At 61.7% G+C, this 23,474-nt stretch carries 21 protein-coding genes; 14 read left to right on the plus strand and 7 right to left on the minus strand.

Annotated features, from left to right (window positions below; genetic code table 11):
- Nucleotides 1–2 precede the first annotated feature (2 nt).
- From TK06_RS10435 to cobM, 4 genes are all read left to right on the plus strand, one after another.
- Nucleotides 3–191 carry a CbtB domain-containing protein gene (locus TK06_RS10435; RefSeq protein WP_014338677.1) on the plus strand — a complete coding sequence of 63 codons (189 nt, stop codon included), beginning with the start codon at nt 3–5 and terminating at the stop codon, nt 189–191.
- Between the two features lie 11 nt (nt 192–202).
- Nucleotides 203–898 carry a CbtA family protein gene (locus TK06_RS10440; protein WP_063322000.1) on the plus strand — a complete coding sequence of 232 codons (696 nt, stop codon included), beginning with the start codon at nt 203–205 and terminating at the stop codon, nt 896–898.
- A complete protein-coding gene (locus tag TK06_RS10445; protein WP_063322001.1) occupies nt 895–1,299 on the plus strand; it encodes a cobalamin biosynthesis protein in 405 nt (134 codons plus the stop codon). The genes TK06_RS10440 and TK06_RS10445 overlap by 4 nt, the downstream gene beginning before the upstream one ends.
- A 77-nt stretch (nt 1,300–1,376) precedes the next feature.
- On the plus strand, nt 1,377–2,123 hold the full coding sequence (gene cobM / locus TK06_RS10450; protein ID WP_063322002.1) for a precorrin-4 C(11)-methyltransferase: 747 nt from the start codon (nt 1,377–1,379) through the stop codon (nt 2,121–2,123).
- A 200-nt stretch (nt 2,124–2,323) separates the two neighbouring features.
- On the opposite strand, the gene nfuA is transcribed toward cobM, so the two are convergent.
- Both nfuA and TK06_RS10460 read right to left on the minus strand, forming a co-directional pair.
- Nucleotides 2,324–2,908, minus strand: coding sequence for a Fe-S biogenesis protein NfuA (gene nfuA, locus TK06_RS10455; protein ID WP_003182850.1), 585 nt, complete (start codon nt 2,906–2,908; stop codon nt 2,324–2,326).
- A gap of 115 nt (nt 2,909–3,023) precedes the next feature.
- Nucleotides 3,024–5,315 carry a fatty acid cis/trans isomerase gene (locus TK06_RS10460; protein WP_063322003.1) on the minus strand — a complete coding sequence of 764 codons (2,292 nt, stop codon included), beginning with the start codon at nt 5,313–5,315 and terminating at the stop codon, nt 3,024–3,026.
- 156 nt (nt 5,316–5,471) lie between these two features.
- Here TK06_RS10460 and metH point away from each other — a divergent pair, with 156 nt between their 5' ends.
- Together metH and TK06_RS10470 are read left to right on the plus strand one after the other, a co-directional pair.
- Nucleotides 5,472–9,182 carry a methionine synthase gene (gene metH, locus TK06_RS10465; protein ID WP_063322004.1) on the plus strand — a complete coding sequence of 1,237 codons (3,711 nt, stop codon included), beginning with the start codon at nt 5,472–5,474 and terminating at the stop codon, nt 9,180–9,182.
- Between the two features lie 54 nt (nt 9,183–9,236).
- On the plus strand, nt 9,237–9,455 hold the full coding sequence (locus tag TK06_RS10470) for a DUF2970 domain-containing protein (RefSeq protein ID WP_063322005.1): 219 nt from the start codon (nt 9,237–9,239) through the stop codon (nt 9,453–9,455).
- Between the two features lie 75 nt (nt 9,456–9,530).
- On the opposite strand, the gene TK06_RS10475 is transcribed toward TK06_RS10470, so the two are convergent.
- The gene (locus tag TK06_RS10475; RefSeq protein WP_063322006.1) at nt 9,531–10,658 is read right to left on the minus strand and encodes an ABC transporter substrate-binding protein; all 1,128 of its coding nucleotides are present in this window, start codon (nt 10,656–10,658) and stop codon (nt 9,531–9,533) included.
- Between the two features lie 503 nt (nt 10,659–11,161).
- Between TK06_RS10475 and TK06_RS10480 the strand changes: the two genes are divergently transcribed.
- Complete coding sequence (locus tag TK06_RS10480) at nt 11,162–12,820, plus strand: nitrite/sulfite reductase (protein ID WP_063322007.1); 1,659 nt, start codon at nt 11,162–11,164, stop codon at nt 12,818–12,820.
- Nucleotides 12,804–13,298 (plus strand): DUF934 domain-containing protein, encoded by a 495-nt coding sequence (locus TK06_RS10485; protein ID WP_063322008.1) that lies wholly within the window; start codon nt 12,804–12,806, stop codon nt 13,296–13,298. The genes TK06_RS10480 and TK06_RS10485 overlap by 17 nt, the downstream gene beginning before the upstream one ends.
- 158 nt (nt 13,299–13,456) lie before the next feature.
- On the opposite strand, the gene sohB is transcribed toward TK06_RS10485, so the two are convergent.
- Nucleotides 13,457–14,488, minus strand: a complete 1,032-nt coding sequence (sohB, locus tag TK06_RS10490) for a protease SohB (protein ID WP_063322009.1) — start codon at nt 14,486–14,488, stop codon at nt 13,457–13,459.
- Nucleotides 14,489–14,714: 226 nt separating this feature from the next.
- Here sohB and TK06_RS10495 point away from each other — a divergent pair, with 226 nt between their 5' ends.
- The 4 genes from TK06_RS10495 (at nt 14,715) to TK06_RS10510 (ending at nt 18,653) form a co-directional block, all read left to right on the plus strand.
- Nucleotides 14,715–15,425, plus strand: coding sequence for a histidine phosphatase family protein (locus TK06_RS10495; RefSeq protein WP_063322010.1), 711 nt, complete (start codon nt 14,715–14,717; stop codon nt 15,423–15,425).
- Nucleotides 15,426–15,476: 51 nt separating this feature from the next.
- Complete coding sequence (locus TK06_RS10500; protein ID WP_063322011.1) at nt 15,477–15,791, plus strand: SCP2 sterol-binding domain-containing protein; 315 nt, start codon at nt 15,477–15,479, stop codon at nt 15,789–15,791.
- Between the two features lie 216 nt (nt 15,792–16,007).
- Nucleotides 16,008–17,726: a hydrogenase maturation protein gene (locus tag TK06_RS10505; protein ID WP_063322012.1), complete on the plus strand. Its 1,719-nt coding sequence runs from the start codon at nt 16,008–16,010 to the stop codon at nt 17,724–17,726.
- Between the two features lie 63 nt (nt 17,727–17,789).
- Nucleotides 17,790–18,653, plus strand: coding sequence for a LysR family transcriptional regulator (locus tag TK06_RS10510; protein ID WP_003200177.1), 864 nt, complete (start codon nt 17,790–17,792; stop codon nt 18,651–18,653).
- 185 nt (nt 18,654–18,838) lie between these two features.
- Here TK06_RS10510 and TK06_RS10515 read toward each other — a convergent pair whose 3' ends face one another.
- On the minus strand, nt 18,839–19,072 hold the full coding sequence (locus tag TK06_RS10515; protein ID WP_063322013.1) for a DUF465 domain-containing protein: 234 nt from the start codon (nt 19,070–19,072) through the stop codon (nt 18,839–18,841).
- 217 nt (nt 19,073–19,289) lie between these two features.
- Between TK06_RS10515 and TK06_RS10520 the strand changes: the two genes are divergently transcribed.
- Both TK06_RS10520 and TK06_RS10525 read left to right on the plus strand, forming a co-directional pair.
- Entirely contained in the window at nt 19,290–19,811 is a 522-nt protein-coding gene (locus TK06_RS10520) for a DUF4142 domain-containing protein (protein WP_063322014.1), read from the plus strand.
- 217 nt (nt 19,812–20,028) lie between these two features.
- Nucleotides 20,029–20,682 (plus strand): Pr6Pr family membrane protein, encoded by a 654-nt coding sequence (locus tag TK06_RS10525; protein WP_063322015.1) that lies wholly within the window; start codon nt 20,029–20,031, stop codon nt 20,680–20,682.
- Nucleotides 20,683–20,741: 59 nt separating this feature from the next.
- Here TK06_RS10525 and TK06_RS10530 read toward each other — a convergent pair whose 3' ends face one another.
- A complete protein-coding gene (locus TK06_RS10530; protein WP_063322016.1) occupies nt 20,742–21,023 on the minus strand; it encodes a hypothetical protein in 282 nt (93 codons plus the stop codon).
- Nucleotides 21,024–21,121: 98 nt separating this feature from the next.
- Nucleotides 21,122–23,233: a PAS domain-containing hybrid sensor histidine kinase/response regulator gene (locus TK06_RS10535; RefSeq protein ID WP_063322017.1), complete on the minus strand. Its 2,112-nt coding sequence runs from the start codon at nt 23,231–23,233 to the stop codon at nt 21,122–21,124.
- Nucleotides 23,234–23,474 lie beyond the last annotated feature (241 nt).

Consider the following 23,474-nt stretch of genomic DNA (forward strand, 5'->3'; position numbering starts at 1 on the left):
CCATGTCGACCATCAGCAGCACCGCCCGCACCGCCAGTAGCACCACCACCCTGAGCCAACGCCTGAGCGCCGCGATCCTGGCTTCGATCCTGGGCGCGGGGCTGGTCTATTTCGCCGGTTTCTCCCACATCGAAGCGGTGCACAACGCCGCCCACGATACCCGTCACAGCGCCGCATTCCCGTGCCATTGAGACCTGACGACATGATCAAGCGTATCGCGCAGACCGCTGGTTTCAGCGGCTTGCTGGCCGCCCTGCTGCTGACCCTGCTGCAAAGTTTCTGGGTATCGCCGCTGATTCTCCAGGCGGAAACCTTCGAGAAGGCCCCGGCGACCGAGGTCCATGAACACGCCGACGGGGCGGCTCATACCCATGATGCCGAGGCCTGGGAGCCGGAAGACGGTTGGCAGCGCGTGCTGTCCACCACAGGCGGCAACCTGGTGGTCGCCGTGGGTTTTGCCCTGATGCTGGCGGGTCTGTACACCTTACGCGCACCGACTCGCACGTCCCAAGGCCTGCTCTGGGGGCTGGCCGGTTATGCCACTTTCGTCTTGGCGCCGACGCTTGGCCTGCCGCCGGAACTGCCTGGTACCGCAGCGGCCGACCTGGCCCAACGGCAGATGTGGTGGATCGGCACCGCGGCGTCCACGGCGGTAGGCATCGCCCTGATCGCCTTCGGCAAGCATTGGCTGCTCAAGTTGCTGGGCGTGGCGACGTTGCTGGTGCCCCACGTCATCGGCGCACCCCAGCCCGAAGTCCACTCGATGCTGGCGCCCGAAGCGCTTGAAACGCAATTCAAGATCGCCTCGCAAGTGACCAACGTCGCGTTCTGGCTGGCCCTGGGCCTGATCAGCACATGGCTGTTTCGCCGTGACGGCCAAGCCCGCCACGACGCATGAGCAACGGGCCGATGCTGGTGGTCGGCCTTGGCTGCCAGCGTGGTTGCCCGGCCAGCACGCTGCGGGCCTTGCTCGACGAAACGCTGCTGGCCCACGGCATCGGACTTCATCGGGTACGGGCCCTGGCCAGTATCGACCTCAAGCGTGACGAACCCGGACTGCTGGAGCTGGCCGGGCAACTGGCCCTGCCGCTGACCTGCTTCAGTGTCGAACAGTTGGCCGGCTACGAGCAGCGGCTCAGTCACCGCTCCGAGATCGCCTTCCAGCGAACCGGTTGCTACGGCATCGCAGAAAGCGCCGCCCTGGCCTTGGCCGACCAGTTGGGCACAACGCCCGCGACGCTGCTGATTACTCGCCAAAAAGGGCCCAACAGCACGTTGGCATTGGCGGTCGTGGCGTAAATCCCGATAATCGGCGCCCAGGATCATGAGCGATCTTCATCTGGGCGACGCTCACTCACCTTTCACAGGAGCCGGTCATGACCGTTTACTTCATCGGCGCCGGCCCCGGCGACCCGGATCTCATTACCGTCAAAGGCCAGCGACTAATCCACAGCTGCGCGGTGATCATCTACGCCGGTTCCCTGGTGCCGACGGCCGTGCTTGAGGGGCATCGCGCCGAACAGGTGATCAACAGCGCCGAGCTGCACCTGGAGCAAATCATTGAGTTGATCAAAACCGCGCACCTCAAGGGCCAGGATGTGGCGCGGGTGCATTCCGGCGACCCGAGTCTGTACGGTGCCATCGGCGAGCAGATTCGTTGCCTGCGGGAACTGGGCATCCCTTTCGAAATCATCCCGGGCGTGACCGCGACCTCAGCCTGTGCTGCTTTGCTGGGTGCAGAACTGACCCTGCCTGACGTCTCCCAAAGCGTGATCCTGACGCGCTACGCGGACAAGACCGCGATGCCCGCCGGGGAGGAATTTGCCAGCCTGGCGCAGCACGGAGCGACCATGGCGATTCACCTGGGGGTCAATCATCTGGAAAAAATCGTCAGTGAACTGCTGCCCCACTACGGCGCGGATTGCCCGATCGCGGTGATTCACCGGGCAACATGGCCGGATCAGGATTGGGTGCTGGGTACACTGGCAGATATCGCCGAGAAGGTGCAGGCCAAGGGTTTCCGCCGAACGGCGCTGATCCTGGTGGGGCGTGTGCTGGGCAATGACGTGTTCAGCGAATCATCGCTGTACCGTGCCGGGCATGCGCATCTCTACCGGCCCTGACGCAACCGGCAAGAGCCAACCCGAGTCCCCTGTGGGTCCAGGCTGACGACTGAAACTATTGTGGCGAGGGAGCTTGCTCCCGCTGGACCGCGAAGCGGTCCCCCTGCAACTCATGTGCCCATCACGAAGAGCACATCGGTTGCCTTGCGATTGCTTCGCAATCGAGCGGGAGCAAGCTCCCTCGCCACAGCGAACACCTATCAGTAGTAGGCGTTTTCTTTCTGGGTATGGTCGGTCACGTCGCGTACGCCCTTGAGCTCCGGAATGCGCTCGAGCAAGGTGCGCTCGATGCCTTCCTTCAAGGTGACGTCAGCCTGGCCGCAGCCCTGGCAGCCGCCGCCGAACTGGAGCACGGCGATGCCGTCTTCCACCACGTCGATCAGCGAAACCTGGCCGCCGTGGCTGGCCAGCCCCGGGTTGATTTCGGTTTGCAGGTAGTAATTGATGCGCTCGTTGACCGGGCTGTCGGCATTGACCATCGGCACCTTGGCGTTTGGCGCCTTGATGGTCAGTTGGCCACCCATGCGGTCAGTGGCGTAGTCGACCACCGCATCGTCCAGGAAGGCTTCGCTGAACGAGTCGATGTACGCGGTGAAGCTCTTGAGCCCCAGCGCGGTGTCTTCGGGTTTTTCTTCCCCCGGTTTGCAGTAAGCAATGCACGTCTCAGCGTACTGGGTGCCGGGCTGGGTGATAAAGATGCGGATCCCGATACCCGGGGTGTTCTGCTTGGACAGCAGGTCGGCCAGGTAATCGTGGGCGGCATCGGTAATGGTAATGGCGGTCATGGAAACTCCTCGCAGGCTTGCCGGCAGTTTACGCCAATCATCGCGCCGGACAAAGTCCCAGTATTTTTGTCAGGAAAGCGTCCGGCGGCACGGAGTTTGCCGCCGGAGCTGTCGATCAGAGGTTCTGGTAGCGATTCATGTCCAACACGCCGCTTTCCAGGGGCTCCGTCTCCTGGATGTACTGGCTCAGGTCGTGGAAGTAGTACCAGAACTGCGGGTGGCTGCGACGAATGCCCCAGCGCTCGACAATCCGCTCGAACGCCGGTGCATCCTGGGCGCCTTGCATGGCCTCGACGAATGCCGACACTTGCCCGGCCGGAATGTTGAACATGAAGTTCGGATAGCTGCTGAGCACGCCCGGGTAGACCGTGAGTGTGTCCAGCCCCGGCTGGTATCGCGCCTCCTCGCCCAGCAGGAACGCCACGTTGCTGTGGGCTCGGTTGCGCAGCAGGCTGTAGACTTCACGATGACCACTGGCGGTTTCGACGCGCAGCAGAGTCGCTTCCGGCAGTTGGTCGATCACCTTGAGCCCCGCCGCAGGGCGCGACACCAGCCGACTGAGGGCCTGTTCGGCGTTTTGCAGCGCCGGGTCGATGTTCGGGCGCGAGCAGTAGGCGCCGTCGCAGCGGTTGATCGGATCGGGGCGGGCATTCAGCTCGCCGTACCGGGCCAGCAGTTGCTGGGTGAAATCGCCCTTGGGGTCGCGCTCATCAAGCTTGAGAGCGGTCGGTTTGTCATCGTCGATGGCCTCGTAATCGAGCCACATCTTGAATTTGCCGCCGGCCTGGTACCAGTCGTCAAGATAGCCTTCCCGGGAGTCGGCCGGCATCAGGCGCAGGAAGTTCTGCTCCGCACCGTTGCGGATCAGATCGAAATACAGCCGGGTCTGGGCCTGGTGGGACACGTTGCCGAATACATCGAAGTTCACCGCCAATTGGTAATAGGTGCGCTCCAGCAACGGGAAGTCGAACAGCCACATCGTCTGCGGCACTTCGCCGATCAAGCCCTTGTTGACCGAGGCACTGTCGAAGTGCCGGAAAATGCTCAACAATGCATTGTCATTCCCGGCCCACAGCGTCGACCAACTCGGCGCCGGCGCATCGGCATAGACGTCGCGGCGCAAGGCTTCGTACTCGTTGCGCTTGTCCCGGTAGTCGAGCCACAGGCTGAGGACGCTGCCCACATCGTCGTTCTGCCCCGGCATTGCCAGCAGCGGCGTGGCCTGGCCGCGGTAGTTCGGGTCTGTAATGTACAGGTCATGTTCGGGGGCCTGGAACAGCGCCCAGAAATTGTCGCGGATCACATCCGTGGCAATCTGGCCCCGGCACACCGGCCCGCGAATGAAGGTGCGCACAAAATACTCGGCGTTATCGAGCATGAACTGGTAGCGAGCCTGGGCCGGGATCGCTTCGAAGGTGGAAAATGGATTGGCCCGGCGCTCCGGACCGTAGCCCGGCAACGCGGTCACCTGCCATTTGCCGCTGTAGAACAGGCTCTTGATGCGCCCCATCTTCGCCGCGCTCAAGCCGTAGGTAATGTGGGTCTTGTGCACGATCACCCCTTGCACCGGCCAGAGCCGGTAATAGACGCGGGTGCCAGGGTCATCATTCGGACGGCGGGTATTGATCAGGTCGATCGGCTGGCCGGTGGGCGTGCGCGAACGGACCCACTGGAAGAAATGCCCCGGCTCGCCGTCCTTGAAATAGATGTGCGCCAGGAACCAGTGCTCGAACAACCAGCGGCCCACCAGGCTTTCCCGGGCGCCAGGGGCGTTGAGCAGGTTTTCCCATTGCACCACCTGCAAGGCTTCGGCGGCACTCGGGGCCAGGGCCTGCTGATCGATGGGGGCGCCTGCGGCCAGCCAGCGTTGCAGGGTCTGGTATTGCTGGTCGGTCAGGCCGGTGACGGCCAGGGGCATGCCTTCCTTGGGATGGGCGCCGGCGTATTCGTTGAATTGATCCGGCATCGCGCAGCTGTTTTCGCGATTGAGGCCCAGCACGATCTCTTCCGGCAGCTTGGCGTTGGGCTGCAACGGCGTGCGATGGCCCAACTCCAGCATGCGCGCCATCAGGGCAGCCTGGCTGCCTTGGGCATCGAGCACCGAATAGAAGCCCTTGCGCTGCCAGGCGCGCTGGCCGGAGGCATCATAGAACAAGCGGGTCGGCTCGGCCGCCTGGCGCCGCTCGCCGTCGTACACCGACAGCTTGCTCGCGCCCCGTGCCGCGCCTTCGCCGCTGCCCAGGTTCAACTGGCAAGCGGAGTCGTAGCAGGCATGGCAGGCCACGCATTTTTCCGTGAAGATCGGCTGGATGTCGCGGGTGTAGGAGATCGCGGGAGCGCGGCTCCCGGCGGCTGCGGTAAAACACAACAGCAGCAACAGACTGCCGAATAAGACGCGGTACGGCATGTCTCGGGTCCCTAAGAGATAGTCCGGCGATTCTACCGGGCCAGCATCGCCTTGCAAACATGAGCGATATTCATGCAAAAGCCCATCATGATCAAATCCTGCACAGGTTTGCTATCATCCTGGCCTTCGTAATGGTCTTTTTTTCCAGGTAGTCCTATGTCCGATCGCAGCGCTCGCCTTTATCTTCTCCAGCAAGCCCTCAAGGAGCGCATCCTGATCCTCGACGGCGGCATGGGCACGATGATCCAGAGCTACAAGCTCGAAGAGCAGGACTACCGCGGCAAGCGTTTCGCCGACTGGCCGAGCGACGTCAAGGGCAACAACGACCTGCTGGTGCTGAGCCGCCCGGACGTGATCGGCGCCATCGAAAAAGCCTACCTGGATGCCGGCGCCGACATCCTGGAAACCAACACCTTCAACGCCACCCAGGTGTCCCAGGCCGACTACGGCATGCAAGGCCTGGCCTACGAGCTGAACCTGGAAGGCGCGCGCCTGGCCCGTAAAGTGGCTGACGCCAAGACCCTGGAAACCCCGGAGAAGCCACGTTTCGTTGCCGGCGTACTCGGCCCGACCAGCCGCACCTGCTCGCTGTCGCCGGATGTGAACAACCCCGGCTACCGCAACGTGACCTTCGACGAACTGGTGGAGAACTACACCGAGGCCACCAAGGGCCTGATCGAAGGCGGTTGCGACCTGATCCTGATCGAGACCATTTTCGACACGCTCAATGCCAAGGCAGCGATTTTCGCCGTGCAGGGTGTTTACGAAGCGTTGGGCGTCGAACTGCCGATCATGATCTCCGGCACCATCACCGATGCGTCCGGTCGTACCCTGTCCGGCCAGACCACCGAAGCCTTCTGGAACTCCGTGGCCCACGCCAAGCCGATTTCCGTGGGCTTGAACTGCGCCCTCGGCGCTAGCGAACTGCGCCCGTACCTGGAAGAGCTGTCGAACAAGGCCAACACCCATGTCTCGGCCCACCCGAACGCCGGCCTGCCCAACGAATTCGGCGAATACGACGAGTTGCCGGCCGAGACCGCCAAAGTCATCGAGGAATTCGCCCAGAGCGGCTTCCTGAACATCGTCGGCGGTTGCTGCGGCACCACCCCGGCCCACATCGAAGCCATCGCCAAGGCCGTGGCCGGCTATGCCCCGCGGCCGATTCCAGAGATTCCCCGGGCCTGCCGCCTGTCGGGCCTGGAACCGTTCACCATCGATCGCAGCTCGCTGTTCGTCAACGTCGGCGAGCGGACCAACATTACCGGCTCCGCCAAGTTCGCCCGCTTGATCCGCGAAGACAACTACACCGAAGCCCTGGAAGTGGCGCTGCAACAGGTCGAGGCCGGCGCCCAGGTGATCGACATCAACATGGACGAGGGCATGCTCGATTCGAAGAAGGCCATGGTGACCTTCCTCAATCTGATTGCCGGCGAACCGGACATCTCCCGCGTGCCGATCATGATCGACTCCTCCAAGTGGGAAGTGATCGAGGCCGGCCTCAAGTGCATCCAGGGCAAGGGCATCGTCAACTCCATCAGCATGAAGGAAGGCGTCGAGCAGTTCATCCATCACGCCAAGCTGTGCAAGCGCTACGGCGCCGCCGTGGTGGTGATGGCGTTCGACGAAGCCGGCCAGGCCGACACCGAGGCGCGCAAGAAGGAAATCTGCAAGCGCTCCTATGACATCCTGGTCAATGAAGTCGGCTTCCCGCCGGAAGACATCATTTTCGACCCGAACATCTTCGCCGTCGCCACCGGTATCGAAGAGCACAACAACTATGCCGTGGATTTCATCAACGCCTGCGCCTACATCCGCGACGAACTGCCCTACGCGCTGACCTCCGGCGGCGTGTCCAACGTGTCCTTCTCGTTCCGTGGCAACAACCCGGTGCGCGAGGCGATCCACTCGGTGTTCCTGCTCTATGCGATCCGCGCGGGCCTGACCATGGGCATCGTCAATGCCGGCCAACTGGAGATCTACGACCAGATCCCGGTGGAACTGCGCGACGCCGTGGAAGACGTGATCCTCAACCGTACCCCCGAAGGCACCGACGCCCTCCTCGCCATCGCCGACAAGTACAAGGGCGACGGCAGCGTCAAGGAAGCGGAAACCGAGGAATGGCGCGGCTGGGAAGTGAACAAGCGCCTGGAACATGCCCTGGTCAAGGGCATCACCACCCACATCGTTGAAGACACCGAAGAATCGCGACTGTCGTTCGCCCGGCCGATCGAGGTCATTGAAGGCCCGCTGATGGCCGGCATGAACATCGTCGGCGACCTGTTTGGCGCCGGTAAGATGTTCCTGCCTCAGGTGGTCAAGTCCGCCCGTGTGATGAAGCAGGCCGTGGCCCACCTGATTCCGTTCATCGAGGCGGAAAAAGGCGACAAGCCGGAAGCCAAGGGCAAGATCCTGATGGCCACGGTCAAGGGCGACGTCCACGACATTGGCAAGAACATCGTCGGCGTGGTGCTCGGTTGCAACGGCTATGACATCGTCGACCTGGGCGTGATGGTGCCGGCGGAAAAAATCCTGCAGGTGGCCAAGGAGCAGAAGTGCGACATCATCGGCCTGTCCGGGCTGATCACCCCGTCCCTGGATGAGATGGTGCATGTGGCGCGGGAGATGCAGCGCCAGGACTTCCATCTGCCGCTGATGATTGGCGGGGCCACCACCTCCAAGGCCCACACGGCGGTAAAGATCGAGCCCAAGTACAGCAACGACGCGGTGATCTACGTCACCGATGCCTCCCGTGCCGTGGGCGTGGCGACCCAGTTGCTGTCCAAGGAACTCAAGCCGGCTTTCGTCGAGAAAACCCGCCTGGACTACATGGACGTGCGCGAGCGCACATCCAACCGCAGCGCTCGGACCGAACGCCTGAGCTATGCAGCGGCCATCGCCAAGAAGCCGCAGTTCGACTGGAGCAGCTACCAGCCGGTCAAGCCGACCTTCACTGGCGCGCGAGTCCTGGACGACATCGACCTGAACGTCCTGGCCGAATACATCGACTGGACGCCGTTTTTCATTTCCTGGGACCTGGCCGGCAAGTACCCACGCATCCTCACCGACGAAGTGGTCGGCGAAGCCGCCACCGCACTGTACGCCGATGCCCGGGCCATGCTGCGCAAGCTGATCGACGAGAAACTCATCAGCGCTCGCGCGGTATTTGGCTTCTGGCCCGCCAACCAGGTGCATGACGACGACCTGGAAGTCTACGGTGACGACGGCAAGCCCTTGGCGCGCCTGCACCACCTGCGCCAACAGATCATCAAGACCGACGGCAAGCCCAACTTCTCCCTGGCCGACTTCGTCGCGCCCAAGGACAGCGGCGTGACCGATTACGTCGGCGGTTTCATCACCACCGCCGGCATCGGCGCCGAAGAAGTCGCCAAGGCTTATCAGGAGGCCGGCGACGACTACAACTCGATCATGGTCAAGGCCCTCGCCGACCGTCTGGCCGAGGCCTGCGCCGAATGGTTGCACCAGCAAGTGCGCAAAAATTATTGGGGCTACGCCCAGGACGAGAGCCTGGACAACGACGCCTTGATCAAGGAGCAATACACCGGCATCCGCCCTGCCCCCGGTTACCCGGCCTGCCCGGACCACACCGAGAAAGCCACCTTGTTCCGTCTGCTCGACCCCGAGGCCAGCGAACTGAAGGCCGGACGCAGCGGTGTGTTCCTCACCGAACACTACGCCATGTTCCCGGCAGCGGCGGTCAGCGGCTGGTACTTCGCCCATCCCCAGGCGCAGTACTTTGCGGTGGGCAAGATCGATAAGGATCAGGTGCAGAGTTACACCGCGCGCAAGGGTCAGGAGTTGAGTGTGACGGAGCGGTGGTTGTCGCCGAACCTGGGTTACGACAACTAAAACCGCAGCGATTGGCTATGCTCTCCACATACGACCTTGTGTATGGAGAGCATCATGGACGAACCGACCGAAAATAAGGCGCCCACCCTCTGGCAAATGCTGCACAGCGTGGGAGCGGCGGCCTTCGGCGTGCAAAGCGGAAAGAACCGCGCCCGCGACTTCACCCACGGCAAGCCAAGCCACTTCATCATCCTCGGCATCCTGTTTACGGTGATTTTCGGGTTGACGTTGTATGGGATCGTCAATCTGGTGTTGTACTTTGCGGGCGTATAGAACATATCCGTACAGTGTGGAACCAGTCTCTTTCGAACCGAAACAGTCCTATTGCCAGCCTCGATCTGAGTCGCTCTAGCGACGCCCCAGCCCATCGAGCGAAAAGGCATAGCGCTCGCCATCCGGGCGAGACACCAGGCTGAAGCGCTTGAAATCCAGACGATAGTCCTTGGCAGGATTCATGTTCAGCCACGCTCGAGCGCGGGCCGGATCGAGCGATTGCATCAGGTCGATCTGCTGGTTGTAGCCGCCATGACGCGCGAGGTCAGTGCCCCGGGCGTGATCATGGAGTAGCACCATGGCCCACCCTCCCAAGCTGAAGTGCCCGGTGAACAGCACGCTCAAGCGCCCGTCGATGCGGGCCTGGAGCGCCGCCCTGGAACTGTTCATGGCGCTGAACAACACATCCTTGCCTGGCTGGCGACCCGCCTCCTCGAACGCCTGCATGGCGCCCAGGGCCATCTCATCGTTGGCGGACCACACCAACGCGGTCTGCGGATACCGCTTGGCCAGTTGGCTGGCCTGCTCGTAGGAGCGCTCGCGATTCCACTCGCCATAGACCAACTGGCGCAGGTGTACCTGTGGATGCTCGGCCAGCGCCCGGTACAGACCTTTCTCACGCAGTTGCGCCGAAGGCGTGGACTTCTTTCCGGAAAATGCCAACAGGTCGAGGGTTTGCCCAGGCGCCAGCGGCCCATGCTGGCGCAACAGTTCGGTGAGCATCAGGTAGCCACTGCGCTCGTCGTCGGGCACCAGGCTGCCAAGCAGTTCGGGAGGCGGCGCGCCCTGCTGGGCCAGCAGGCGGGCCTGGTCGCTGGTCAGCGTGTTGTTCACCAGGAACAGCTTGATCCCGCTGCCCTGGGCCAATTGCAGGATGCGCGGGGCAACATACTGCTCGTTGACCAGCACCAGGTAGTCCGGACGGTCAACCGACGTGATGACGTCTTGAGCCTGGCGGATCATGCGCTCGGGATCGCGCTCGGCGTACTCCACGCGCAGGCGCAACCCCAAGCCATTAGCCGCGGCCTGCATGAACTCGCTATAGCTGACCCAGAACGTCTCGGTCGAACGCCCCGGATTGAGGAACACCACAGAAGTCGCAGCCCTCACCTGGGCTGAAGGAGAAACAGCGCCGGCGGCGTGCACCGGTAACCAGAATGACAGGCATAACAACGCTACCAGCCTGCAGATAAACTTAAACATCCCGCCCGCCCTGAATAATACGCCACCCAGTATAACGACCCGGGTGGCGAACGGGCACATGAACGCGAGAGCTTCATGTGGCTGGCAACGGCTCGAACCTATTGATGACTGACCCAGAACACTGCGGTGCCCACCACCAGGATAATCAGGAACAAAATGGCCCAGGCATCAACGGTACTGTCGCTTTTCCTTGCTTTGGTCGGATTGCTCATTGCATCGCCTCTTGTCGGTTTTGTAGGTGATTGCATAGGGACTCGACCACAGTTAAGACGATGATTGCCCGCACGACAAATGTGGGTTAGGCAATAATAAATCTCATTAGTCGATTTGGTTCTTTACATATACTCAAACATCACTTTTGCGCATAACTCAAAACAGGTATCTTGCACCGGCTCCTCTAGGAGTGCGCGGCCGTGCGCGCAGAATTGCCGAGGCAGAACCCGATTCCAGCGAGCCAACATGCAGCTGTTTCTGATCGGCCCAAGCCTGAGACCGAGACTTATATGTACGTATATGACGAGTACGATCAGCGGATCATCGAGGACCGCGTCAAGCAGTTCCGTGATCAGACCCGACGCTATCTGGCAGGCGAGCTGAGCGAAGAAGAATTCCGCCCTCTGCGCCTGCAGAATGGCCTGTATATCCAGCGCTTCGCCCCGATGCTGCGGGTGGCTGTGCCTTATGGCCAGCTGACTTCGCGCCAGGTGCGCAAGCTGGCGCAAATCGCCCGCGATTACGACAAGGGCTACGCCCACATCAGTACCCGGCAGAACGTCCAGTACAACTGGCCAGCCCTGGAAGATGTGCCCGAGATCCTCGCCGAACTGGCCACCGTGCAGATGCACGCGATCCAGACCAGCGGCAACTGCCTGCGCAACGTCACCACCGACCAGTTCGCCGGTGTCGCAGCCGACGAGTTGATCGACCCGCGCCCGTGGTGCGAGATTGTCCGCCAGTGGACGACGTTCCACCCGGAATTCGCCTACCTGCCACGCAAATTCAAGATCGCCATCAACGGCTCGACCTCTGACCGTGCGGCCATCGAAGTCCACGACATTGGCCTGGAGACGGTCTACAACGCGGCCGGCGAGTTGGGCTTCCGTGTACTGGTGGGCGGTGGCCTGGGGCGTACGCCGGTGGTCGGCGCGTTCATCAACGAGTTCCTGCCGTGGCAGGACCTGCTGAGCTACCTCGACGCCATCCTGCGGGTATACAACCGCTACGGCCGTCGCGACAACAAATACAAGGCGCGGATCAAGATCCTGGTCAAGGCCCTCACGCCTGAAGTGTTCGCCGAGAAGGTCGAAGCCGAGATGGCTCACCTGCGTGGCGGCCAGACCACCCTGACCGAAGCCGAAGTGCATCGCGTCGCCAAGCACTTTGTCGACCCACAGTACAAAGCGCTGGGCAATCAGGACGCCGAACTGGCAGCCCTCGACAAAGAACACCCTGGCTTCGCCCGCTGGCGCACCCGCAATACCCTGGCCCACAAGAAGCCGGGTTATGTCGCGGTGACCCTGTCCCTGAAGCCAACCGGCGTCGCGCCGGGCGACATCACCGACAAGCAACTGGACGCCGTGGCCGACCTGGCCGAGCGCTACAGCTTCGGCCAACTGCGCACCTCCCATGAGCAGAACATCATCCTGGCGGAGGTTGAACAGAGCCAGTTGTTCACCCTCTGGGGCGAGTTGCGCGAGCAAGGTTTCGCCACCCCGAACATCGGCCTGCTGACCGACATGATCTGCTGCCCGGGCGGCGACTTCTGCTCCCTGGCCAACGCCAAGTCGATCCCTATCGCCGAATCGATCCAGCGTCGCTTCGACGACCTGGACTACCTGTTCGACATCGGCGAGCTGGACCTGAACATTTCCGGCTGCATGAACGCCTGTGGTCACCACCACGTCGGCCACATCGGCATCCTGGGCGTGGACAAGAAAGGCGAAGAGTTCTACCAGGTCTCCCTGGGCGGCAGCGGTAGCCGCGACGCCAGCCTGGGCAAGATCCTCGGCCCGTCGTTTGCCCAGGACGACATGCCTGACGTGATCGAGAAGCTGATCGACGTGTACATCGAACAACGTACCGAAGACGAGCGTTTCATCGACACTTACCAACGTATTGGCATCGACCTCTTCAAGGAACGCGTCTATGCAGCGAATCATTAAGAACAACGAGGTCATCGACGAAACCTGGCACCTGCTGCCCAAGGACGCGACCCTCGATGGCATCTCCAACTGTGACGACCTGATCGTGCCCCTGGCCTTGTGGCGCGATCATGCCCACGCCCTCAAGGCCCGCGACGGCGGCCTGGGCGTGTGGCTGGACGCCGACGAGGAAGCCGAGGAAATCGGCGAGGACGCCAACCAGTTGCAGGTCATCGCCTTGAACTTCCCGGCCTTCACCGACGGGCGCAGCTACTCCAACGCTCGCCTGCTGCGCGACCGCTATGGTTTCAAGGGTGAATTGCGGGCAATTGGCGACGTGCTGCGCGACCAGTTGTTCTACATGCGCCGCTGCGGCTTCGACGCCTTTGCCTTGCGTGCCGACAAAGACCCCTTTGAGGCCCTCGAAAGCCTCAAGGACTTCTCGGTGACCTACCAGGCTGCCACTGACGAACCGCTGCCGCTGTTCCGTCGTCGCTGAGACAGCCCTATGAAAAAGCCCTGAACCGGGTCTACCGGTTCAGGGCTTTTTTCGTTTTCGGGGCCTTGAATTCCACCTCACTCCCACAAAGGGATAACTGTGAACCCGAAGCTTCAGCACACCTCGCTCCCACAGGGGGTTAGGCATTATTTCTGCAATTACCAGAACCGCTGCTGGGTCAGGCGGCTCCACCAACTGAGCAGCACACGATCCACCGAACCGCTGGCCGCCATGCCGATGCGTTCCTGCAGGCTTTTGCGTTCGGCGTAGTGCAGGTGGTACAGCTCGGCACCCTTGGCGCGTTCGGCCAGGTATTCATCGCTGGTTTTCAGCTCGTCCACCAAGCCCTTGCCCTGCGCCGCGACACCCAACCAGACCTCACCGGTCGCCACTTCATCGATGGCCAGTTGCGGGCGGTAGTTGGACACGAAGTTCTTGAACAGCTCATGGGTAATGTCCAGGTCTTCCTGGAATTTCTCCCGGCCCTTCTCGGTATTTTCGCCGAACACCGTCAACGTGCGTTTGTATTCCCCGGCCGTCAACACTTCGAAATCGATGTCGTGTTTCTTCAGCAGCCGGTTGACGTTGGGCAATTGCGCGACGACGCCGATGGAACCCAGGATCGCGAAAGGAGCGCTGATGATCTTCTCGCCGATGCACGCCATCATGTAGCCACCGCTGGCCGCGACCTTGTCGATGCAGACCGTCAACGGCACGCCGGCCTGACGGATCCGCGCCAGTTGCGACGAGGCCAGGCCGTAGCTGTGGACCATGCCGCCGCCACTTTCCAGGCGCAGCACTACTTCATCCTTCGGCGTCGCCAGGGTCAGCAGCGCAGTGATTTCATGACGCAGGCTCTCGGTGGCCGAGGCCTTGATGTCACCGTCGAAATCCAGCACGAACACCCGGGGCTTGGCCGCCGGTTTGTCCTTGTTTTTCTTCCCGGCCTTTTCAGCCTTGCCTTCGGCCTTGCGCAGCGCCTTGAGCTGATCCTTGTCCAGCAGCGTCTGTTCCAGACGCTCACGTAGCCCCTTGTAGAAATCGTTGAGTTTGCTCACCTGCAACTGACCGGTCGACTTGCGCCGCCCCTTGCTGCGCAACGCAGCAAAACTGACCAGCACCACCAGGATGGCGATCACCAGCGTCACGGTCTTGGCCAGGAAACCGGCGTACTCGATGAAAAACTCCACAGCAACTCCTTAAATGCAATGCGCCATTGAACGCAGGCGCGTAACGGCCCCAGCATACCCATGCGGCTGCGTCGCGACCAGTCATGAAACCGGTGGTTACGTTAACGCGAGCGAGGCAGGACAAGGCTGCAACGGGCATTTCAAACAAGCGTATGTTTTTTCATTGACAGCTCACCGCCATCCCCATAACCTCGCCAAACCTTCAACGTACCGGGATGACGCGGACGTGGGCAGTATCTATCTGATTCGACATGGCCAGGCCTCCTTTGGTGCGGACGACTACGATGTCCTTTCACCCAATGGCGTGCGCCAGGCGCAAGTGCTCGGCGGCCACCTGGCGGAGCTCGGTGTCGTATTCGATCGCTGCCTCTCGGGTGACCTGCGTCGCCAACAGGATACCGCCATCGGCGCGCTGGGACAGATGTCCGCCGCCGGGTTACCGGTTCCCGGGCTGGAAACCGACACCGCGTTCAACGAGTTCGATGCCGACGCGGTCATTCGCGCCCTGCTGCCGGACATGCTTCCCCAGGAGCCCGAGGCGCTGCATATCCTGCGCAACGCTGCGCAGAACCGCGCCGAATTCCAGCGCATCTTCGCGCTGATCGTCGAACGCTGGCTCAGCGGCCAGTATGACCCGCCGGGCCTGGAAAGCTGGCTGGGTTTTGTCGAGCGGGTCCACGCGGGCCTGCAGCGCATCCTGGAGCAAGCCGACAACACCCACAAAATCGCCGTGTTCACCTCCGGCGGCACCATCACCGCCCTGCTCCACCTGATCACCCAGATACCGGCCCGACAGGCCTTCGAACTGAACTGGCAAATCGTCAACACCTCGCTCAACCACCTGAAATTCAGGGGCCGCGAGGTGGCCCTGGCTTCCTTCAACAGCCATGCCCACCTGCAACTGCTGAAGGCCCCGGACCTCATCACCTTTCGCTGAGTCCGGATTACTGTAGACCCTTGCTGTACCACCCAAATAAGGATCGAAACCATGACCTCCGTAGCCGACGCCGTACAAGCCATGAAAGCCAAGTTCAACCCAGCCGCCGCTGCCGGCCTGGATCTGGTATTCGGTTTCCGCATCGACGATACCAAGAATTTCTCGCTGGTCGTCAAGGACAACACCTGCGAACTGCAGGAAGGTGAAAACCCGGACGCCCAGGTGACCCTGGTGATGGACGGCGAAACCCTGCAAGGCATCGTCGACGGCAGCACCGACGGCATGCAAGCGTTCATGAGCGGCAAGCTGCGTACCGAAGGCGACATGATGCTGGCCATGAAACTGTCCGAGCTGTTCCCTGGCTGAGACTGCGCTCGCGTTCTTCGCGGGCCTCTGATTGCAAACGAATCCCGCCCCCGTGGCGGGATTCGTGTTTCTGCCCTGCGCTGATTCTGCCTTGCACTCACAACCTTGATCCCTGTCAGTTGTCGCTCCTCCCCCAGCCGCTAATGTAGCGCTTCCATCAAGCCAGGGACGGCTCATCGGGAGCCGGCGCCTGCTCATCTCACGGAAGAGAGACTCATGCCCACACTGAAGATCATTTTGCTGTCGAGTGCCTTCAACGGCTTGACCCAACGCGCCTGGCTGGACCTGCGCGAGGCCGGCTATCACCCCAGCGTCGTGCTGTTCACCGATCCGGCCTCGGTCTGCCGGCAAATCGAAGAAAGCGGCGCCCACCTGGTGATCTGCCCGTTTCTCAAGGACCGTGTACCCGAGCAGTTATGGCGCAATCCGCGGCGCCCGGTGGTGATCATTCATCCCGGAATTGTCGGCGACCGCGGCGCCAACGCCCTGGACTGGGCGATCACTCGGCAGCCCGAGCGCTGGGGCGTCACGGCATTGCAGGCGGTAGAGGAAATGGACGCCGGGCCAGTCTGGGCCACGTGCGAATTCGACCTGCCCCAAGGCCTGCGCAAATCCGAGCTGTATAACGGCCCGGTCAGCGACGCCGCCATTCGTTGCATCCGCGAGGTCGTGGAGAAGTACCTTGACGGTTTCATCCCGGTGCCACTGGACTATGGCCGTCATGACGTGGTCGGACGCCTGCAACCGAACATGACCCAGGCCCATCGCGCCTTCAGCTGGCACGACAGCAGCGGTTTCATCAAGCGCTGCATCGACGCCGCCGACGGTCAACCCGGCGTACTCGCGAGCCTGGCCGGCGAACAGTTTTACCTGTACGACGCCCATCCGGACGTTCGCCACGGCCTGCCCGGCGAACTGCTGGCCGTGCGTGACGATGCGGTGTTGGTGGCGACAGGGGATACAAGCCTGTGGATCGGCGCCCTGCGCCGCAAGCCGCAGCCCGGCGACCAGACCTTCAAGCGTCCGGCGCGCCATGTTTTGTCGAACCGCCTCGAAGGCGTCCCGGTGCTCGATGGTTCCCTGGCCCGCCAGCCGTTCAGCGATGAGTCTTATCAGCCCATTCGCTACCGGGAATGCGGCCATGTGGGAGAGCTGACGTTCGAGTTCTATAACGGGGCGATGAGCACTGAGCAATGCCAGCGCCTGGTGGCGGCATTGCGCTGGGCCAAGTCCCGGGACACCCAGGTGCTGTTGATCCGCGGCGGGCGCGGCAGCTTTTCCAACGGCGTGCACCTGAACGTTATCCAGGCCGCCGCCGAACCCGGCCTGGAGGCCTGGGCCAACATACAGGCCATCGATGACGTTTGCCTTGAGTTGTTCAGCGCACGGCAACTGGTGGTCAGCGGTCTGACGGGTAACGCCGGGGCCGGCGGTGTGATGTTGGCTCTGGCGGCCGATATCGTGCTGGCGCGCCGTGACATCGTGCTCAACCCGCACTACGCGACCATGGGCCTGTACGGCTCTGAATACTGGACCTACAGCCTGCCCCGCGCGGTCGGGCCGGACATGGCCTGGAAACTCACCCGGGACTGCCTGCCGATCAGCGCCATCCAGGCGTTGCGCTACGGCATGGTCCAGGAGATCGGACCACGCTGCCCCGACGAGTTCGGCCTGTGGCTGCTGCAACGAGCCAACAGTGCACTGCTCGATCCGAACTATGAAAGCATCCGGGTTCGCAAGGCCGAGCGGAGCCTGTCAGCGATCCAGGCGTGCCGCGAGGGTGAGCTCGCGCAGATGCGACATGACATGGTGGACAATCGCCACGGCTTCGCCGACAAGTGCCGTGGTTTCGTCTTCAAGCACAAGGCCTGCCGCACGCCAGAACGCCTGGTTGCCCCGTGGGCGCGAACGGCACAGGTCCAAGCCGTCCCATAATGTCCGGTATCGGCGAGGCGCGGCAGCTCTTACAATGCCCGCTTCCCCCGTATCGGCCTGAACATGGACATCGATCTCGCCCGCACCTTCCTGGAAATCGTCCGCCACGGCAGCCTCGCTGCAGCGGCCGAAAAGCTGCACGTGACCCAGACGGCGATCACCGCCCGGGTCCAGAAGCTCGAAAGCCAGCTTGGCTGCGCGCTGTTCGTACGCAATCGTGCCGGCGCGCGCTTGACCAGCGACGGCGAGGCGTTTGTGGTCTACGCCAACCAGCTCGTGCAGACCTGGGAAGCGGCCCGTCGGGACCTGCCACTGCCCGAGGGCTATCGCAACGTCTTGCACCTGGGGGGCGAGGTCAGCCTGTGCAATCCCTTGATGCTCGCCTGGGCCGGCGAGCTGCGCCAGAAAATTCCCGGCCATGCCCTGCGCATGGACATCCGCGACGGCGAGAAACTGCTCCAACAGCTGGAGCTGGGTCTGCTGGACGCGGCAGTGGTGTATCAGCCCGAATACTGGCCGCGCCTGCAGGTAGAACAGCTGCTGGAAGAGAAACTCATCCTGGTACGCCTGGCCGCCCGTCCCGAGCCCTACGTGTACATCGACTGGAGTGCGGACTTCCGGCGCCAACACGACACCGCGCTTCCGGACAAGGCCAAGGCCGCCGTGACCTTCAACCTCGGCCCCCTGGCCCTGCAGTACATCCTGGAAAACGGCGGCAGCGGCTACTTTCGCACCCGAGTCGTGCAGAGCTACCTGGACAGCGGCATCCTGGAACGGGTGCCCAAGGCACCGGAATTCAACTACCCCACCTACCTGGTCTACTCCCGCGATCGGGATTCAGCAGCGTTGCAGCAGGCATTCGAGGTGCTGCGAGAGATCGTCAAGACCGGCAGCGACTGGTCGCAGCGCTGGGATCCATTGACCTGATAAATCCCCTTGCCACAAAAGTGTAAAACCTGCCAAAGCGTTTTTCCGGGTGCCCCGTGTCGAATGGTTTTGGGGCTGCTGCGCAGCCCAACGGGAGCAAGCTCCCTCGCCACGGGTTCATTGAGTTTCGCCCTACACGTTCAGGGCCCTTCAAAAAGGGCCCCTCAGGCAGGCCAGCCTCTCGGCTACTTCAATTTTTCTGCAATCTCATCTTTGAGCAGCAAGCGTTTCTTCTTGAGCGTCTCCAGGACATCGCTGGACAGCCCCGGCGATGATGGTTTTTCAGCGTCAACGACCTCGGCATCAAGTTGGGAATATTTCTGAAGTAACGAGTCGAGCCTCGGATCCTCGCTGCGTTTTTGCTGGATGTGGTCTTTTGTGCAGTTCAGGTCCTGGCACAAATCGTGGGACACCGGCATGGAACACCTCCTTCAGTGGGTCGGTGGAAGACGCCTTTACAGCGCTCATCGATGATCAGGATGGCCTCGTCGACGGGGTTCTGTCGACCGCCAATCCGACCAGCGGTGACCGTTCGTCGTAACGCAATGCGCTCCAATCAAACCTTTGTCTGGCCCCCGCTCTCCATTGATCAGAGACGAAAAGAATCGCTCTTTCAACCTGTGTGGAGACTTACCTATGGACAGATTCACCCTGCGTCAACTCGGCCTGGCAGTTGCCCTGAGTACCAGCACGGGCATGGCATGGGCCGCGACTTCCAACGACTTTGTCGATAACGCGGCGGCCGGTGGAATTGGAGAAATCGAGACCAGCAAACTGGCCTTGGAAAAAAGCCAATCGGCGGACATCAAGGCATTCGCCAACAAGATGATCACTGACCACACCAAGGCCAACGAAGAGCTGAAAGCCCTGGCGCAAAAACATGACATCGAGGTACCCGACGACACCACATTGATGAAAAAAGCCAAGGCGAAGATTCTCGACGTGCGCGATGAGTCTTTTGATGCGGCCTATGCCAACAACCAGGTCAAGGCCCACGAAGAAACCATCGTCCTGTTCAAGAAAGAAGCCGAAACCGTTACCGACGACAAGAAGGCTGGCAATACCGAACTCAAGGCATTCGCCCAGAAGATGCTGCCAGACCTGCAACATCACCTGGAAGAAGCCAAGAAACTGCAGGCTGCCCATCCGAGCAAGTAATCCGCAGGCACAGAATGAGGCCGTCTTGATGAAGATGGCCTTGTTCAGCCCAAGTCCGTCGGTGTTCATGGCTACCGCTGGTCAGCACTGTCATTTCTGACAGTAGAATATTGCAACCCACGCTCCTAGGGTCTTGCTCAAGACCATCCTGCTGATACAAGCATCCAACCTCTTGGGGGCTTTGCAGTCGCAGGTGCCGCGAAGCAGGAGCAAAGTCATGAGCGATGAACCGGTGTTAACGCAAAGCGCTGGCGGTATCGCGGTGAAAATCGCCGCACTGCTGGGATGGTTCGCATTGATCCTCCAGCTCTACCTGATCCTGACTTCGCGCTGGCAGGGCGGCAAGAGCCTGTGGGGCGCAGTAGACATCTTCTTCAGTTATTTCACGGTGCTGACCAATATCCTGGTGGCAGTGGTGCTGACCTACGCGGCCACCTCAGGGGATTCGGCGCTGCGGCGATTCTTTCTCAAACCCACGGTCCAGGGCGGCGTCGCCGCTGCCATCATACTCGTGGGGGTGGCGTACAACCTGCTGCTGCGCAATGTCTGGAACCCCCAGGGCTTGCAGTGGGTGGCCGATGAATTGCTGCATGACGTGATGCCGGTGCTGTTCGTGGTCTATTGGTGGTTCTGCGTGCCCAAGGGCACTTTGCAATGGCAAGATGTCTGGCCGTGGCTGATCTATCCGCTGGTCTATTTCATCTACGCCTTGGTGCGTGGTTACTTTGTCGGCGCCTACCCCTATCCCTTTATCGAAGTGGACACGCTGGGTTACCCCCGGGTGTTCCTTAATGCGGTGATGGTACTGCTGGGATTCGTCGTGGTGTCTCTGGTGCTGATTGCCTTGGACCGCTGGAAAGGCAGGCACTGAGGCAGCCCAAGCGCCAAACGACTCATCAGCACCACTGTTCCAACAAATCGGGTTAGCGGTTAACCACCGTCGGTGTCGATATCCGCATCCGTGCTTTCCCCGGACTTCGGCCGATCTGGATCCGGCTCGAAGCCAGGGCTGAAGGTATTGTCGTTGTCCCGATGAAGATTCTTCTGATCGACCTCTGGGGCCGCGCTCTGGGCCTGGTCAGTCCCGGCGGGGCTGACGGGCTGGGTGTCCGATGAGTCCGCCGCAAGCTTGGGATCGATCGCCGGGTCATTGCGCGGGGACGGGGTTTGCGTCTGGCCTTGTTGCTGGGTGTTTGCGGGATCGTCGTTCATAGGCACCTCGTTCATGACAGGGCCGGATGGAATGACCGGTCTTGCTTATTCGAAGGCCGGGCACCGGCTTCGGTTCCATTTGTTTGCGGCCCCCACGATCAACCGCCCAGCACACTCTTGACCATCCGCATCAGCGCGTCCGGACCATAGGGCTTGCTCAGCAGATGGGTATCGGGGCTCAGTTGATGATTCCGGGAGATGATGTCCCGGGTGTGCCCCGAGGTGAACAGCACCGGGACCGGCGGTTTCTGCACCTTGGCCCAGGCGGCCAGGTCGGAACTCTTGATCAGGCCGGGCATGACGACGTCGGTGAAGATCAGGTCGACCGAGATGCCTTCCAGCAGCAGCTTCATCGCCTCATCGCCGTTGGCGGCCGTGAGGGTCCGATAGCCGGACTGTTCCAGCAGTTCCACCGACGCGCTGCGCACCTCGTCGTTGTCTTCCACCACCAGGATCGTCTCTTGCCTGCCGGACTGAAACACGTCGTGTTGCTCGGCTTCGCCCGCTTCTGGCGCAAGGCTTCGAGGGAAATACATCCGTACTCGCGTGCCCTCGCCCAGGTCGCTGGAGATCTCGATATGGCCGCCACTCTGCTTGACGAACCCGAACACCATGCTCAGTCCAAGCCCCGTGCCCTGGCCATCGGTCTTGGTGGTGAAAAAGGGTTCGAACACCTGCTTCAGGATCTCGGGCGGCATGCCGGCACCGCAGTCGATCACCGACAGCCGGACATAGTCGCCGGCCGAGATCCCCTTGCCGGCACAAAACGCTTGATCGAGCACGATGTTCTCCCCAATCAGGCGGATGGTGCCCTCGCCGCCCATGGCATCGCGAGCATTGATCGCCAGGTTCAACAGGGCGTTTTCCAATTGATTGCGATCGACGTGAATGCACCAAGGCTCCTGGGGCAAGCTCACGTCAATCTGGATGGTTTCGCCCAAGGCCCGTTGCAACAGTTCACCCATGCCATCATAGATGCGTCGTGGGTTGTAGACCGCCGGTGACAATGGCTGGCGCCGGGCAAAAGCCAGCAGTTGCGATGACAACTTGGCCCCCCGCTCCACGGCTTCGATGGAGGCACTGACCCGCCGTTGCACGTTGACGTTGTCCCGTTCGTGGCGGGCCAGCAAGTGCAGGTTGCCGGCAATCACTTGCAGCAGGTTGTTGAAGTCATGGGCCACGCCGCCAGTGAGACCGCCAATGGCCTCGAGCTTTTGCGACTGACGCAACTGCTCTTCTGCCGCCAGCCGCGCCTGCACCTCGTCGGCGACCCGCTGTTCCAGGTCGCGGGTGAATTTGAGCAGCGAAGCTTCGGCTGTCTTGCGTTCATTGATGTCAATCAGTACACCTGGAAAACGCAAGGGCTTGCCCGTGGCATCGAATTCGCAGCGACCGCTAGCCAGTACCCACAGGTAATCACCGCCCACGCGGCGCACCCGATATTCAGCGCTGTAGGGGATGCCCGTGCGCAAGGTCAGTTCGACCCGCTGGTTGACCTCGTCGAGGTCATCCGCGTGGATGCGCTGGCGGGCAATTTCGATGGGCAGTGCGTCCAGCGAACAGTCTGGCGGGTAGTTGAAGGTACGGGCGAAACGCTCATCGCCCGACAGTGTGTCGGCCTGGATGTCCCAGACGAACGACCCCAGCAATGGTCCGGCCGAGAGGGCCAACTGGATGCGCTCGTTGACGGCTCGGTAACTGCGTTCGGCCTCTTGCCGGGCGCGCTCGGTCAACACGAGCTCGGTGGTTTCCACCACAATCGCCAGCACGCCCGCCGGGGACTGGTCGTCATCGGGCACCGGGCTGTAATAGAGGTCCATCCACACATCTTCAGGCTTGCCATCGCGTAGCAAGACCAGCTCTTTGCTGCGGTAGGACAAGGTGCCACCGGCCAGGCAGACGTCCAGCACATGCCGATTGAATTCGGCGACTTCCGGCCAACCCAACTCCACTGCACACCCCAGCAGGTAAGGATGGCGGCCACCGGCGAACTCGGCATAGGCATCGTTGTAGATCATGAAGCCCTGGCGGCCCCACAACATCACCATCGGCAGGGGCGAAGCCAGCAACAACTGGACGGCACTGCGCAGGCTGGCGGACCAGTGCTCGATGGCGCCCAACTCGGTCCGGCTCCAATCGAACGCCCGGATACGCCCGGCCATTTCACCGCCCCATCCAGGGCACCCGTGATTTTGGGATAGAAACTGCATGATCGATTCTGAACCTCAAAATGCCTGCAGGGAGTCGGCATCCACAAACCCCTTGGGATCAGAGCTTCGAGCGCTGGGTTGGCGTTTGGTTTCATGCTGGTCGATCCAGGCCCGATCCTGTGGCGAGGGAGCTTGCTCCCGCTCGGCGGCGCAGCCGTCGTAAACCGGCTGATGCGGTGTGCCTGATGGATCGCATAAACCATTTTTTGGGGGGCTGCTACGCAGCCCAGCGGGAGCAAGC

Origin of the sequence: Pseudomonas fluorescens, from assembly GCF_001623525.1 — a bacterium.
GTDB lineage: Bacteria > Pseudomonadota > Gammaproteobacteria > Pseudomonadales > Pseudomonadaceae > Aquipseudomonas > Aquipseudomonas fluorescens_Q.